Below are 13324 nucleotides of genomic sequence, written 5' to 3' on the forward strand. Positions count from 1 at the left end.
GACAAGGAGAAGAAAAGCCCGCGGGCGCCGCCCGGGAGAGATTGCGGCGGGAGCGGGCCCGCGGAGGCCCCGCATTCTGGCGTGCTTGGCGACGCTCTACAATGAAAAGCCGATCCGGCCCGCCAGCCGTGCGTTTTGGCGCCTGTCGGCAAGGGCCGATAATCACTGCGGCGACCGATCGGGACGCGCTGCGCTCAACCGGCGGTTCGAGCCCCCAACCTGCATGAGGGACAAGCATGAATTACGAGACGATCCTTTACGACATGAAGGACGGCATCGCCGAGATCCGACTGAACCGCCCGCACCGGCTCAACGCCGTGACCCGGCAGCTGTATGACGAACTCAACGCGGCGCTGAGCCGCGCCGAAGCCGACGCGCAGGCGCGCGTCGTGCTGCTCACCGGAGAAGGCCGCGCGTTCTGCGTCGGCGCCGACCTCAAGGAACACAAGGCGGGCCGCACGCCGTTCGAGCGCCGCCAGTACCTGCAGGGCGAGCAGAAAGTGTGCAAGCGCCTGCTGCAGCTCGGCAAACCGGTGATCGCCGCGGTCAACGGCTTCGCGCTCGGCGCCGGGGCCGAGATGGCGATCGCGTCCGACTTCGTGCTGATGGCCGAAAGCGCGCAGATCGGCCTGCCGGAAATCTCGATCGGCAACTTCCTCGGCGGCGGCGTCACCTACCTGCTGCCGCGCCTGGTCGGGCTGGCGAAAGCGCGCGAACTGGTATTCCTCGGCGAGCGCATCGGCGGCGCGGAAGCCGTGCGCATCGGGCTCGCGAACCGCGCGCTGCCCGACGAAGGCTTCCTCGACGCCGCGCGCGACTTCGCACGCCGGATCGCGGGCAAGGCGCCGTTCTCGATGCAGCTCGCGAAGGAGCAGCTGAACATGGCAGCCGAGCGCACGCTCGACGCCGCCTTGACTGCCGAGCTCGAAGGCATGATGTTCGTCGGCACGACGCGCGACTGGCAGGAGGGCGTGGACGCTTTCGCCGACAAACGCACGCCCGTTTTCAGGGGAGAATGAGATGGACCTCGCCCCGCCCTTGCCCAGAACCAGCCCGCTGCACGATTTCCTCGCCCCCGGCTCGATCGCGATCATCGGCGCCTCGACCGACCCCACCAAGCGCGGCTACAAGGCGATGGTCGGGCTGATCAAGGATGGCTACCCGGGCGCGATCTACCCGATCAACCCGAAGGTGGACAATGTGCTCGGCGTTAGGACCTACGCGACGCTCGACGACGTCCCCGGCCCGGTGGACCTGGCGCTGATCTGCACGCCGGCCGCGACGGTGCCGGGCCTCGTCGCCGATTGCGGCCGGAAAGGCGTCAAGGGCGCGGCCATCCTCGCGAGCGGTTTCCGCGAGACCGGCCCGGCCGGCGCGCGGCTCGAACAGCAGGTGCTGGCCGCGGCGCGCGAAGGCGGCGTGCGCATCATCGGGCCCAACACCTCGGGCATGTTCAATCTGCACAAGAAGGTCAATCTGCTCGCACTGGCGAACGTCAAGCCGGGCAACATCGGCTTCATCTCGCAGTCCGGCAACATGCTGCTGTCGCTGGTGCTCGAAGCCGAGCACAACGGCCATGTCGGTTTCAGCACCTATGTCGGTCCGGGCAACCAGACCGATATCGGCTTCAACGACTATCTGCGCTACCTCGGCGAGGACCCGGACACGCGGGTCGCGACGTTCTACGTCGAAGGCTTCCGCGACGGCCAGCGCTTCCTGCACAACGCGCGCGAGATCACCGCCGTCAAGCCGGTCGTCGTGTACAAATCCGGCGCGACCGAGCAGGGCAAGAAAGCGGCGAGTTCCCATACCGGCGCGCTCGCCGGCAGCTACGCGATGACGGTCGACCTGCTGCGCCAGGTCGGCGTCAGCGTCGTGCAGCATTCCAACGAGATCCTGCCGGTCGCCGAAGGGCTGGGCCTGTTGCAGCAGGCGCCGGGCAAGCGCGTGGCGGTGGTCTCGGACGGCGGCGGCCAGGCGACGATCGCCTCCGACCGCCTCGTCGAAGCGGGGCTGGAGCTCGCGGAACTGGGCGAAGCGACGAAAAAGCGCCTCGGCGCGATCCTGCTGCCGCAGGCTTCGCTGGTGAACCCGGTGGACGTGGCCGGCAGCAGCGACGCCAACCCTGCGCTGCTTGCCGACTGCATGGCGATCGTCGCCGACGATGACAACGTCGACGCGGTGTTCCTCGTCGGCATGTTCGGCGGCTACCACATCCGCTTCGCCGAGGACCTGCTGGGCGGCGAAATGCGCGGCGCCGAGTCGATGATCGAGCTCGCCCGCCGGATCGACAAGCCGGTCGTGGTGTATAGCCTCTACGCGCCGGTCAAGCCCCCCGCGCTGCGCCGCCTGCACGAAGCGGGCCTGCCGGTGTACACATCGATCGAATACGCGGTGCGCGTCCTCGCGGCGCTCGGCGAACGCGGCGTGTATCTCAGGGATGCCGCAAGCCAGGCGCCGCTGCCGGCAATGGTGCCGAACGACACGACGCAGGCGATCTTCGCCGCCGCCCAGGCGGAGGCCCGCGACCTGTTCGAGTTCGAAGCCAAGGCGCTGTTGCGGGCGCACGGCGTCGCCGTGCCGTCCGAAGCGCTGGTCCACGATATCGACGAGCTCGACGAGATCGCCGCCCGCTTCGGCGACCAGGCGCTCGTGATGAAGGTCGTGTCGAAGGACATCCTGCACAAGTCCGACGCCGGCGGCGTCAGGCTGAACCTGCGCGGCAGGGCGGCCTTGCGCGAAGCCTTCGACCAGATCATCGGCTCCTGCCATGCGTACAAGCCCGCCGCCGACATCAAGGGCGTGCTGGTCACGCCGATGGCGCGCAAGGGCACCGAAGTCATCATCGGCGTCAGCCGCGATCCGATCTTCGGCCCGGTGCTGATGTTCGGCCTCGGCGGCATATTCGTCGAGATCCTCGAAGACGTCGCCTTCCGCGCGATTCCGCTGTCGCGTTATGCCGCCCGCTCGATGGTCGATCAGATCAGGGCGCGCAGGATCCTCGAGGGCGCGCGCGGCGAAGCGGCCGTCGACAAGGAAGCGCTCGTCGACCTGCTGCTGAAGGTGTCGAGCATCGTCGCCGCCTATCCGCAGCTCGCCGAGCTCGATCTCAACCCGGTCATCCTCTACGAGGACGGGTACGCGATCGTCGACGCGCGCGTGATCGTCAACCAGGCCGTGCTGAACCCGAAGGACGATGCCTGAAGACGCTGACGGCCTCCATCGAGGCGCGGCGCTGCGCCGAAAACCCCGGGCGTGACGAGGATCAACGCCAAATCGCGAGCCGGGGCTTGGTATTACGGCGCAAGCCCTTACACTCCCACCCTCCGGAGGGGCCCATCGCACTGCCGGCCTGTTCGCCCCCGTACATGTTCGGCGCCCTGCGCCGGACAGTTTTTCTTCCGCAGGTTTTCAAAGGTTATTCGATGCACCCCGTCCACGATGTTGATGCGCTCCTCTTGCTCGCCCTGGCCCTGTCTTCGAAACGACGGCCGGCCGAACTCGCCGAAATCATGGCCGCGGCCGATCTGATCCAGGGCGCCATTCCGTCCGAAACGAAACTGGGCGAGGCCTTTCACCGCCTCTCGACACACGGCCTGATCGGCGAGGTGGACGGCCGCTTTACGCTGACGCCGGACGCGCAGAAGATCATGGCCGGCCAGCCGAGGAAAGCCGAGACGGCAGAACGCATCTTCAATGTGCGGGAAAAGCTCTCGGCGTACGAGCCCGCGGGGAAACACGCACCGATCGTGCTCACCGAGGAGCAACTGGCGCAAGCGATCCTCGCGCACCGCAGCGCCGGACAAGACGCGGGCAAGAACATGCTGGTGCCCAAGCCCAAACCCAAGACCGCGGACGACGACGACAAGCGTCCGGACAAGCGCCCCGGTCAATGGCGCCGGCCCTTCGCGTCGCGCAAACGCAAGGCTTGAAGAGTTTCGTCCTGCACAACCTGCAGAGGGAACTCGCTCGCGCGCCCGAGTCCTGTCAATGCGACTGCTGGATGCCGGCGACAACCCAGCCGCGGCTGCCGTCGAGGGCTTTCGCGAGATGCCACCGCTCGTCGAACTCGACCGGCGCCGCCCCCGTTTCTTCGCGGATCAGGCCGTGGAAACGTACGCTGACGAGGTGACGCTGCGCCTCCTCGGCGTAGCCGACGACCTCGGCATGCAGGTCGACCACTTCGGTGCGCTGGACTGCGTCGCCGCGCTCCTGGATCTGCATTTGCAGCTCCGCAAACATCTCCGGCGCGACGAACTCCCGCAGGTCGTCGAGGTTGCGCGCGTCGTTCGCCGCCTGCAGCCGCACGAAGTTGAGCTTCGCCTGACGCACGAAGGCCTCCGCATCGAAACCCGCCGGAAGCATGCCGGCGCCGGAATGCGCAGCCGCCGCCACAGCCGGTGCCCCTGAAGCCTGGGCGGGCATCGCGACCGTGCCGCCGCCCGCCCCCGCTCCGGCGTACTGCATCGCCGGCGCTGTCGAGCGTTTGCGCATCACGAGACGGAAGACGGCGAAGGCGGCCATCGCCAGCAGCGCGATCATCAGGATGTTCGCAAGTCCTTCGCCCATGCCCAGATGCGAAGCGAGCGCCGCGAGACCGAGGCCTGCGGCAAGGCCGGCCAGCGGACCCATCCAGCTGTTCTTCTTCGCGGCCTGCCCCGCCGCCGCGGCGGCATTCGGGGCCGTGTCGGCGCTACGGGCCATCGGCGCGGCCGGAGCCTGCGTCGTCGCATCACGCTGGGTGCCGAAGGATTTCCCGCTGCCGAGACGTTTTGCCTCGGCGTCGGGCAGCGTCAGGCCCACGCTCAGCACGAGGGCGAAAAGGGTGAGGAAAAAGCGTTTCATGTAGCAGGCACTCCTGTGGGTGGAATTCGGGAAAACTGCAGGGCGCGATCCGCCTTCGCGGCGCATCGATCGCCCGTCATGCCGCGTACGTGCGCCGGTATTGCCGCTCGAGCCGGCGCGCCGCGCCTTTCAATGCGTCGTCGATCGACTGCAGCCAGTCGCGCGCGATGGCGCTGACCACGACATCCCGCGTGCCGACCACCTTCAGTCTGACCTCGCAGCACTTGTCCGGGCTTCCGGCCTCCCGCTCCAGGTCGGACAGGCGCACGGTCGCCTGGGGAACGAGCCATGACAGGCGGCGCAGCGCAAACCGCAGCCGGGCCTCGATCACGTTCCTGAACCGCACGCCGGCAGCGCGCCCGGATTCGACATGCACCTCCATCGCAATCCTCCTGTTGGGTGATGACCGGATGACGATAGTTCACATCGAACTTCCTTTGAAGCTTAATTTGACGTAGTTTTACTTCGTAAAAAAGGAAGTCCACGATGCATCCCCTCAACTTTCGCCATCTCTACTATTTCTGGGTCGCGTCCAAGGAAGGCGGGATCGCACGCGCCGCGGAGCGCCTCGACATGGCCATCCAGACCGTCAGCACGCAGGTGCGGGAGCTCGAGCATTCGCTCGGCCACGCCCTTTTCCGCTCGGCGGGCCGCGGCATCGAACTCACCGAAGCCGGTGCGACCGCCGTGCGCTACGCCGAGCAGATTTTCCAGCTCGCCGAAGCGCTGCCGGAGGCGGTGCGGGAAGCGGCCGCGGAGCCCGGCATCCGGCTCAGCGTCGGCATCGCCGACAGCCTGCCGAAGCTCGCGGTGCGGCACCTGCTGCAGCCGGCGGTGCAGACTCCCGGCCTGCGGCTGCTGTGCCACGAAAGCAGCTTCGACGATCTGCTCGCCGACCTCGCCCGTCACCGGCTCGACGTCGTGCTCGCCGACCGCCCGGCACCGACGAATCCGAACCTCAGGGTGTTCAGCCATCGCCTCGGAAAAGCTTCGCTCGCGTGGTATGCGCCGGCGACGCTGCTCGACGGTCGCGAAGGCGACTTCCCGGCCTGCCTCGCGCATTTGCCGCTGCTGCTGCCGACGACCCACTCCGCAGTGCGGGCGCGGCTCGACGACTGGCTCGCGCGGCACGGAATCCGCCCGAGGATCGTCGGGGAATTCGAGGACAGCGCGCTCCTCGCCACCTTCGGCGAAAGCGGGCTGGGCGCTTTCCCGGCACCCGAATGGTCGTTCGACGAACTGCCGCGGGCACGCGGACTCACGCTGCTCGGGCGCTGCCCCGACGTCGTCGAACATTTCTATGCAATCCTCGCGCACCGCAAGGTCGAACACCCGGTGGTGCGCAAACTGCTGCTTCCCGCCGAGCGGTCCTGACATTCGATCCCCGAGACGTTCGCTTCCCCGAGACGTTCGCTTCCCCGAGACGTTCGCTTCCAATTCCGCGTTGATTCCGCAATTCAGCTGTGCCAGATTGAACCTCCGCACTTTCGCCTGCATCGATTCCGGGACGCGTGCCCGGGCATTTCAGGAGGAATCGTCATGGGCATGAAGCAGCAGTTGAAACGCATGGCGCGCAGCGCGCTGGTGCCGCTGATCTATCGTTATCCACCCTTCGTGCTTGCCCCGGAACGTCTCTACCTGCTGCTGCATCACCTCATCGAGACGAAGGACGTGCCGGGCTCGGTGGTCGAAGTCGGCTGCAACCTCGGCGGCACGACGGTCATCGCGAAGAAGATGCTCGATCGGCTCGGCATCGCCAAACCCTATGTATGCATCGACACGTTCGACGGCTTCGTCGCGGAGCAATTCGCCAGCGACGTCGAACTCGGAACGCCGCTTTCCGACCAGGAAATGTTCTCCGGCAACTCGAAGGAACTCGTCGCGAGAATCCTGCGCCAGCACCAGTGCGACGACGTGGAGCTCATTCAGGGCGACATCGCGACGCTCGCGGTCGAGGCGCTGCCGGCCAAATGCTCGGTCGCGCTGATCGACGTCGACCTGACGGAACCGACGTACGTCGCCCTGAAGCGCCTGTGGCCGCGTATGGCCCCCGGCGGCGTGATTCTTGTCGACGACTGCCCGCCGGCTTCGAGCTGGAAGGCGCGCGATGGATACATGCGTTTCTGCAACGAATACGGGGTGGAGCAGAAATATCTCCACGGGATGGGAATCGTCGCGGGCTGAGAATCGGACGGTGAGGACACCCGACACCGCCCATCTGATGCCTGGCGAGACCGGGGTCAGGCTACCGGGATCGGCAAGGGCGCAAGGCATGCTGCATTGAGTCTGCCGATACGGCGCTGCCGCCGGGCCGGCGGAACCGGTCCGGCAAAACAGGTCGCAACAACGACACTCGCAGCTACTGCTGCTGCCGCGTTAGGTGTTGCCCCGACTCGACTTCCCTTGTCCCTGTTCCTGGCCGGGCTGCCTTTGAGTGCCCTGGCTTTGCTCTTCCTGCCTTTGACCACCCTGGCCGGCTTGCCCCTGGCCGGGTTGCTTGTGGGTGCCCATGCCTTGCTCGTGCTGTTGCTGGCCGCCCTGACCGCCTTGTCCCTGGCCGGGCTGCTTCTGGGTGCCCTGGCTTTGCTCCGGCTGCCTTTGCCCACCCTGCGTCTGGCCGCTCTGACCCTGGCCGGGTTGTTTCTGGATGTCCTGCTGTTGCTGCTCGCCCTGGTTCTGACCACGCTGCTTCTTCTGTTCCATGATTCTCTCCATGCACTGGGGCGACGGGAACGTCGCCTGTGGAACTCGCAGCAATGCACGGGCCCGGGAACGCGGATGTTTTGTTTCCTCACTGTCGCCGCCCCAGGAACAAGCTGACCGTCCCCGCCGGAGGTGTCGTCAGGACTGCCCGGACCGTGGCGTGAACTCGCGCTCCTTGGCCTCGAGCGAGCGGATCAGGCCGTCGATCCCGCCGAGGCGTATCTGCTGCGAGAACGTCCCGCGATAATTCGTCACGAGGCTGACGCCGGTTACGACGATGTCGAAAATCTTCCATCCGTCGGCGCGCTGCTCAAGGACGTAGTCGACGGTCACCGGCTGCCCTCCCGGCTGGCGGATCTCGGTCTGGACCTTGACGATCTTGTCCGAAGGACTCGCGCGCAGCGGGCGAACCTGGACCGTCTGGTCGCGATACTGCGTCAGCGCATTCGAATAGGTCCGCACCAGCATGTTGTAGAACGCATCCATCAGCCGCTTCTGCTGCTCGGGCGACGCATCGCGCCAGTCGCGGCCGACTGCCAGCATCGTCATTCGCCGGAAGTTGAAGTGCGGCAGCACCACCTGTTCGACGAGCCCGACGACCTGCGTCGTTTCGCCCGCGCGAAGCGACTCGTTGGTCTGGAGGATTTCCAGCACATCGCCGGAGAGTTTGCCGATCAACTGGTCGGGAGCCGGCCCGCCCGCCGAAACGCCGCTCGGCAGGAACGAGAGAACCGAGAAGTACAGTGCAAAGAAAGTCGATTTCATGTTGATTACCTCATCGTGAGCAAGGCCGGAAGCGGAATCGTTCCGGACATGCGGGTCAATCAGAGACGCTCGGCAGCCGAGCGCTCGTCACTTTTGGGTTGCGTCGCGGCAGGCACGAGCGATGCTTCCCCGTCGGGTTCGAAATCCTCGTATTCCATCGGCGGCTTGCCGTCGTGCACCTTGGCGCGGCGCTGCTGCAGATGGAAATTGCGGGTAAAGGTGTATTTGTCCAGCGTGCCTTCGTCGAGCGTCTTCTCGAATCCGAGCAGGCGGGCGCGTTTGTCGGCAATGCGCAGGCCGGCCAGCGTATTGCGCGTCGGGACGTGAGCCATCCGCCACACCGGGTCACCCGCGCCATCGAGCGGAAGCACCGCCGCGTCGCGCAACGTGCTCGGACCGAAAAACGGCACGACGAAATACGGCCCTTCGCCCACGCCCCATACGGCGAGCGTCTGGCCGAAATCCTCGTCGTTCTTCTGCAGCTCCATTTCGGACGCGACGTCCAGCAGTCCGAAAATCCCGAGCGTCGAGTTCACGAGAAAACGCATCCAGTCGGACACGCCGGCACCGACCTTGCCCTGGAGAATGTTGTTGAAACCGATCCAGATATCGGCGAGATTGCCGAAGAAATTGCCTACGCCGGTCTGCACTGGGGTGGGCGCGAGCGTGTCATAGACTGTCGCGAGCGGCCGGGCCACCGCCTTGTCGACCCGCTCGTTGAAGCTGAACATCACCTGGTTGTAGCGCTCGAGCGGATCGTCCGGGTTGCCCGGTACGCTCGCACATCCGCCCGCGACCAGCACCGCACAAGCGATGAGTAGCGCAAAAGCCCGCGACCGCGATTGGAATGCTCTCATGCTGATCTCTTCTTGTTCCGTTCATCACTTGAAAGGGGTAGCCGCAGATCTGGTACAGCGAGATGCATGCCAGAACATACAAATCGTTGATTTGCAATATATTGCCTAGATACATCTGGCAATGCACGATAATGCATCGTCGATGAGGACGTTCAATCTTGAACGTTCAGCGTTCAGTTCTGAACGTTCAGTCCGATATCGGCGGATGCACCGGCGTCGGCGGGCCGGGCAACGAGGGCCGCCAGGCGAAAGCTCACAAATTGGCAGGAATTCCCCGCGTCTGCCGTGGTCTCTTTGCACAGGCGAGCATCACGCCGGCAGTGGTCGCATAGCGACGAGGAGGTCAGATGAAATCGCGCAAGGGCGCTCTCGCTCTGGCCCTGCTGTTGGGATTGGCGGTACCCGAGGTGGCGTCGGCCGATCATGGCCGCGGCACTCATTCCTTCCAGCCGCGGCATGAGGCGTTCAAATACCGCCACGACAGGTTCGGATCCCGCGACGATTTCGCCAGACACCGTGGCCACAGCTTCAGCCGTAGCCACGACACGTTCAGGCGCGATCGTCGATCGCTGCATGCCCACCACAGCCACTCCCGCCTCGGGCTGTCCATCGGCGTGCCGCTATACTGGAACTGGCCGCCGCCGTATTACGCTTATCCGCCTGTCGTGACGATGCCATCCCCGCCGCCCGTGTACATCGAGCGCGGTTACGACGAGGCCGCGCGGGCCGAAGGCTACTGGTACTACTGCTACAGTCCCGAGGGTTACTACCCTTACGTCAGACAATGCCCCGGCGGCTGGGAACGCGTCTCGCCGACGCCGCCGCGCTAACGGAGAACCTCAGTGTCCGCACCGCTGAAAATCGCCCCATGGGTGGCCTTGCTCCTGGGTGGCTGCGTGTCGCTGCCTTCCGGCCCGAGCATGCTGGTGCTGCCCGGCACCGGGAAGAGCTTCGAGCAGTTCCGCGTCGACGATTTCTCATGCCGGCAGTATGCTCATGAGCAGATCGGCGGGCGCTCCGCCGAGCAGCTCGCGAGCGACAGCGGGGTGCGCAGCGCGCTGCTCGGCACCGCGATCGGTGCCGCGGCCGGAGCTGCCTTCGACGGCAGCCGGGGCGCCGCGGTCGGTGCGGGCACCGGCCTGCTGTTCGGCAGCGCCGCGGGAACAGGCGCCGCGCAGACCTCTGCCTATGGAGCCCAGCGCCGCTACGATTTCGCCTACCAGCAATGCATGTATGCGAGCGGGCACCGGGTACCGGTGTCGGGGCGGTATGTCGTCCAGCGCCCGGAAGGATACCGGCCCCCGCCTCCGCCTCCACCCCCGGGCACGCCGCCACCGCCACCGCCGGGAGTGCGCTGACTCGACCGGCGCACATCCTTTCCGCTCAGAACGGCACCGCGCTGTCGAAACTCGCCGGCACTCGCGTTTCCGGGTGGATGAAGGCGATGCCGGCGGCGTGCAGGTGCATGCGCGCGTGACGCGCCGCACTCTCGTCCGCAGCGTAGAGCGGGTCGCCGAGGATCGCGTGACCGATCGACATCAGGTGCACGCGCAGTTGGTGGGACCGGCCGGTGACGGGCTTGAGTTCGACGCGCGAAACGGCCTCGGCGCCTTCGCCGCTGCGCGCGATGACGCGATAGCGGGTCAGCGCGCGACGGCCGCGCACCGGGTCGACGATCTGGCGCGGGCGGTTCTCCGGGTCGTCGGCCAGCGGCAGGTCGATCTCGCCGCTGTCGTTCCCGATGTGACCATGCACCAGCGCGACATAGCGCTTGCCGACGATTCGTTTCTCGAAGGCGAGACTCATGCGCCGCAGCATCTCTTCACCGCGCGCGAGCAGGATCAGGCCCGACGTGGCCATGTCGAGACGGTGCACGATGAGCGCATCCCGATAGAGCGCCTGCACACGGATCGCCAGGCAATCCTGCCGCGCCTCGCCCCGTGCGGGGACGCAGAGCAGGCCGGCAGGCTTGTCGGCGACGATCAGTGCCTCGTCGGCGTAGAGGATGGTGGGCGTGAGGTGCGGCACGGCGTCGGAAGCGATGGCACGGCGGGGCGCCGATTGTACGGTGCGGATCCCGCCGCTTCCGCTCAACGGGTCATCTCCAGATATCGGTCGGAGATGTGCCCTGTCACTGCGTCGCGTCCGGGGTCGACGGGGACGGGCTCTGTTCGCGCATCGGGTCCGTTGCCGGGGTACCGCCCGGCGACGGCGTCCCGCTCCGGGGCTTCGACTCGTCCGGGGTCGGTTCAAACGCCGAAAACTCGCTGATCGGCCGGTCGGTCGGTTCCAGCTCGACATACTGCTCCGACTGGTACTCGGGCTTCGCCTTCAGTTCGTCCTCGGTGGCGCCGATGCGCAACTTGCCGTCCTGGTAGCTCAGTTGATCGAGCGGCACCGCGACCTTCTTGTCACCCATCCCGAGCACGCCGCCAACAGAAATTACTACCTGGATGTTCCGCTCGTCACGGCTGCGCACCACTTCCTTCACGGAGCCGATCTCTTTGCCGGTCTGACTGACGACATCCTTGCCTTCCAGCTCACGCGGCGTCATGTTCTGCAGCTGGGTGGCCGCGGCGGTACTCGCTCCGGTTCCGGCTGCCGCACCGGTCCTGCCCGGCTGGTTCATCTGCTGCGACGACGTGCCCGTTTCCGGGGCCTTTTCCGCCTTATCGCCTCCCGCCCAGACGGGCGTGGCGACGAATACGGAAATTGCACCGGCTATCAGCGACTTACGATAGATTGAGTTCATGTCACTCTCCTCTGTCAAGGTTTCCTGATCCGACCGGTCCACCCTGCGCAGGTTACGAAGGGTGCGGAACCGATCCGCGGGGAGTGTTGCAAAAACCGCTCCCGACCCTGCTCCGCCGCAGTACCGACGCCTGCAAAATGGGGGCCCGACCCGCGCGGAGCAAGCTGCCCCGCCAGTGCCCGGCGGCAGTGGGCTCATTAGTTCTGCCTTATGCGAAGCTTTCCATAAGGCCGGGATGGCTGCAGCGGAGGATCACCAAAAATGAATCGCAGTGTTGTGCATGCCCTCCTCGCGGCTGCCCTGTTCGGGGCGAGTACGCCCTTCGCCAAGTTGCTGGTCGGCGAGCTACTTTTCCACTGCGCCGTTCATCGGCGCGGCGGTCGCGCTGGGCCTGCCCGGTGAAACGGCTTCACCGGCCTTCTGGCTGGCGAGCGGACTGATGGGCTGGGGCGTCTGGCTGCATCTGACGGAGCACCATGAACACGAGCACAGCCATGAGCCGATGGCGCATGACCATCGCCACGTCCATGACGAGCACCACCAGCATGCCCACGACTTTGAATGGGAGGATGACAAGCCCCATGAGCACTGGCACCACCATGTCGCCCTGGTGCACAAACACCCGCATTTTCCGGATATCCATCACCGTCACCCGCACTGACGAACCGCCCGGACGGTAACAATCACTCCCCTGCTCACATCGTTCGCTGGAGTTGGGTATCCCTTTGTTTCCATGATGAAACGGCCGGATGGTGCGAAAGTACAATCGCCAACCGCGGCGTGGTCGCCGGTGATTCATGTGGAATGAGGAGAAACCTATGAATAGATCAATGATGCTGGGCATCGGACTGGGAGCGTTGAGCGTTACCGCAGGCGGTGCCGTCGCAACCTACAGTCTGGTTGACTTTGGCCCGAAATATGCCGATGTGCTTGAAGTGCAGCCACTCAAGGAATCGATCCGTACGCCGCGTGAAGTCTGCGAGGACGTCGCAGTAAGCCACCGAGCCCCGGTCAAGGATCAACATCAGATCGCCGGAACGGTGATTGGCGCGTTGGCAGGGGGTCTGCTGGGCAATCAGATCGGAGCAGGTAGCGGCAGGAAGATCGCCACCGTTGCCGGGGCAGCCGCCGGCGGTTATGCGGGAAACAAGGTGCAAAAAAACATGCAGGCCAGCGATGTCTACACCACCACCGAAACCCGCTGCAAAACGGTGACGGACACCAGTGAAAAGGTGGTCGGCTATGACGTCGAATATCGACTTGGCGAACAGATCGGACGCGTGCGCATGGACTACGAGCCCGGCCCGCGCATTCCTGTCAAGGATGGCCAGCTGGTCCTAACTGCAGGGCACAGTGCGACGGGGCGATAGTGCAGTGCTCGCGGTCATTGGTTTCGGCAAGC

The 13324-nt window shown here is 65.7% G+C and carries 16 protein-coding genes; 10 read left to right on the forward strand and 6 right to left on the reverse strand.

Translation table 11 applies throughout. From position 1 onward, the window contains the following. Positions 1–236 precede the first annotated feature (236 nt). From pbN1_RS07050 to pbN1_RS07060, 3 genes are all read left to right on the forward strand, one after another. A complete protein-coding gene (locus pbN1_RS07050) occupies positions 237–1019 on the forward strand; it encodes an enoyl-CoA hydratase/isomerase family protein (protein ID WP_169203178.1) in 783 nt (260 codons plus the stop codon). A 1-nt stretch (position 1020) separates the two neighbouring features. Further along, on the forward strand, positions 1021–3204 hold the full coding sequence (locus pbN1_RS07055) for an acetate--CoA ligase family protein (protein ID WP_169203177.1): 2184 nt from the start codon (positions 1021–1023) through the stop codon (positions 3202–3204). Between the two features lie 164 nt (positions 3205–3368). After that, entirely contained in the window at positions 3369–3932 is a 564-nt protein-coding gene (locus pbN1_RS07060; protein WP_244857190.1) for a hypothetical protein, read from the forward strand. A 55-nt stretch (positions 3933–3987) separates the two neighbouring features. Here the strand turns inward: pbN1_RS07060 and pbN1_RS07065 are convergent, their stop codons facing one another. Then, a complete protein-coding gene (locus pbN1_RS07065; protein ID WP_169203176.1) occupies positions 3988–4845 on the reverse strand; it encodes a Tim44 domain-containing protein in 858 nt (285 codons plus the stop codon). A 76-nt stretch (positions 4846–4921) separates the two neighbouring features. Continuing rightward, positions 4922–5227 (reverse strand): HPF/RaiA family ribosome-associated protein, encoded by a 306-nt coding sequence (locus pbN1_RS07070; protein ID WP_169203175.1) that lies wholly within the window; start codon positions 5225–5227, stop codon positions 4922–4924. Between the two features lie 104 nt (positions 5228–5331). On the opposite strand from pbN1_RS07070, the gene pbN1_RS07075 reads away from it, so the two are divergent. The 3 genes from pbN1_RS07075 to pbN1_RS07085 all read left to right on the forward strand — a co-directional run bounded on the left by pbN1_RS07075 (position 5332) and on the right by pbN1_RS07085 (position 7665). Then, complete coding sequence (locus pbN1_RS07075; protein ID WP_169203174.1) at positions 5332–6219, forward strand: LysR family transcriptional regulator; 888 nt, start codon at positions 5332–5334, stop codon at positions 6217–6219. A gap of 165 nt (positions 6220–6384) precedes the next feature. Further along, positions 6385–7029, forward strand: a complete 645-nt coding sequence (locus pbN1_RS07080) for a TylF/MycF/NovP-related O-methyltransferase (RefSeq protein WP_169203173.1) — start codon at positions 6385–6387, stop codon at positions 7027–7029. A gap of 219 nt (positions 7030–7248) precedes the next feature. Beyond that, the gene (locus pbN1_RS07085; protein WP_169203172.1) at positions 7249–7665 is read left to right on the forward strand and encodes a hypothetical protein; all 417 of its coding nucleotides are present in this window, start codon (positions 7249–7251) and stop codon (positions 7663–7665) included. A 21-nt stretch (positions 7666–7686) separates the two neighbouring features. Here the strand turns inward: pbN1_RS07085 and pbN1_RS07090 are convergent, their stop codons facing one another. Together pbN1_RS07090 and pbN1_RS07095 are read right to left on the reverse strand one after the other, a co-directional pair. After that, on the reverse strand, positions 7687–8313 hold the full coding sequence (locus tag pbN1_RS07090) for an MlaC/ttg2D family ABC transporter substrate-binding protein (RefSeq protein WP_169203171.1): 627 nt from the start codon (positions 8311–8313) through the stop codon (positions 7687–7689). A gap of 59 nt (positions 8314–8372) precedes the next feature. Continuing rightward, positions 8373–9170, reverse strand: coding sequence for an MlaA family lipoprotein (locus pbN1_RS07095; protein WP_169203170.1), 798 nt, complete (start codon positions 9168–9170; stop codon positions 8373–8375). Between the two features lie 347 nt (positions 9171–9517). Between pbN1_RS07095 and pbN1_RS07100 the strand changes: the two genes are divergently transcribed. Both pbN1_RS07100 and pbN1_RS07105 read left to right on the forward strand, forming a co-directional pair. Then, positions 9518–10000 (forward strand): hypothetical protein, encoded by a 483-nt coding sequence (locus pbN1_RS07100; RefSeq protein ID WP_169203169.1) that lies wholly within the window; start codon positions 9518–9520, stop codon positions 9998–10000. Positions 10001–10012: 12 nt separating this feature from the next. Beyond that, a complete protein-coding gene (locus tag pbN1_RS07105; RefSeq protein ID WP_244857191.1) occupies positions 10013–10528 on the forward strand; it encodes a glycine zipper family protein in 516 nt (171 codons plus the stop codon). A 25-nt stretch (positions 10529–10553) separates the two neighbouring features. On the opposite strand, the gene pbN1_RS07110 is transcribed toward pbN1_RS07105, so the two are convergent. Beyond that, a complete protein-coding gene (locus tag pbN1_RS07110; protein WP_244857249.1) occupies positions 10554–11198 on the reverse strand; it encodes an RluA family pseudouridine synthase in 645 nt (214 codons plus the stop codon). A gap of 103 nt (positions 11199–11301) precedes the next feature. Further along, on the reverse strand, positions 11302–11922 hold the full coding sequence (locus tag pbN1_RS20750; protein ID WP_244857192.1) for a PRC-barrel domain-containing protein: 621 nt from the start codon (positions 11920–11922) through the stop codon (positions 11302–11304). Between the two features lie 280 nt (positions 11923–12202). Here pbN1_RS20750 and pbN1_RS20940 point away from each other — a divergent pair, with 280 nt between their 5' ends. Further along, positions 12203–12583, forward strand: coding sequence for a sulfite exporter TauE/SafE family protein (locus tag pbN1_RS20940; protein ID WP_280516179.1), 381 nt, complete (start codon positions 12203–12205; stop codon positions 12581–12583). Between the two features lie 157 nt (positions 12584–12740). Further along, the gene (locus pbN1_RS07120; RefSeq protein WP_169201783.1) at positions 12741–13292 is read left to right on the forward strand and encodes a glycine zipper 2TM domain-containing protein; all 552 of its coding nucleotides are present in this window, start codon (positions 12741–12743) and stop codon (positions 13290–13292) included. Positions 13293–13324 lie beyond the last annotated feature (32 nt).

This window comes from Aromatoleum bremense, from assembly GCF_017894365.1.
Classification (GTDB): Bacteria; Pseudomonadota; Gammaproteobacteria; order Burkholderiales; family Rhodocyclaceae; genus Aromatoleum; species Aromatoleum bremense.

Excerpts from the sequence above, each read along its gene's own strand:
- pbN1_RS07050 (WP_169203178.1), top strand. The coding sequence starts at position 237 with ATGAATTACGAGACGATCCTTTACGACATGAAGGACGGCATCGCCGAG.
- pbN1_RS07055 (WP_169203177.1), top strand. The coding sequence starts at position 1,021 with ATGGACCTCGCCCCGCCCTTGCCCAGAACCAGCCCGCTGCACGATTTC.
- pbN1_RS07060 (WP_244857190.1), top strand. The coding sequence starts at position 3,369 with ATGTTCGGCGCCCTGCGCCGGACAGTTTTTCTTCCGCAGGTTTTCAAA.
- pbN1_RS07065 (WP_169203176.1), bottom strand. The coding sequence starts at position 4,845 with ATGAAACGCTTTTTCCTCACCCTTTTCGCCCTCGTGCTGAGCGTGGGC.
- pbN1_RS07070 (WP_169203175.1), bottom strand. The coding sequence starts at position 5,227 with ATGGAGGTGCATGTCGAATCCGGGCGCGCTGCCGGCGTGCGGTTCAGG.
- pbN1_RS07075 (WP_169203174.1), top strand. The coding sequence starts at position 5,332 with ATGCATCCCCTCAACTTTCGCCATCTCTACTATTTCTGGGTCGCGTCC.
- pbN1_RS07080 (WP_169203173.1), top strand. The coding sequence starts at position 6,385 with ATGGGCATGAAGCAGCAGTTGAAACGCATGGCGCGCAGCGCGCTGGTG.
- pbN1_RS07090 (WP_169203171.1), bottom strand. The coding sequence starts at position 8,313 with ATGAAATCGACTTTCTTTGCACTGTACTTCTCGGTTCTCTCGTTCCTG.
- pbN1_RS07095 (WP_169203170.1), bottom strand. The coding sequence starts at position 9,170 with ATGAGAGCATTCCAATCGCGGTCGCGGGCTTTTGCGCTACTCATCGCT.
- pbN1_RS07100 (WP_169203169.1), top strand. The coding sequence starts at position 9,518 with ATGAAATCGCGCAAGGGCGCTCTCGCTCTGGCCCTGCTGTTGGGATTG.
- pbN1_RS20750 (WP_244857192.1), bottom strand. The coding sequence starts at position 11,922 with ATGAACTCAATCTATCGTAAGTCGCTGATAGCCGGTGCAATTTCCGTA.
- pbN1_RS20940 (WP_280516179.1), top strand. The coding sequence starts at position 12,203 with ATGCCCTCCTCGCGGCTGCCCTGTTCGGGGCGAGTACGCCCTTCGCCA.
- pbN1_RS07120 (WP_169201783.1), top strand. The coding sequence starts at position 12,741 with ATGAATAGATCAATGATGCTGGGCATCGGACTGGGAGCGTTGAGCGTT.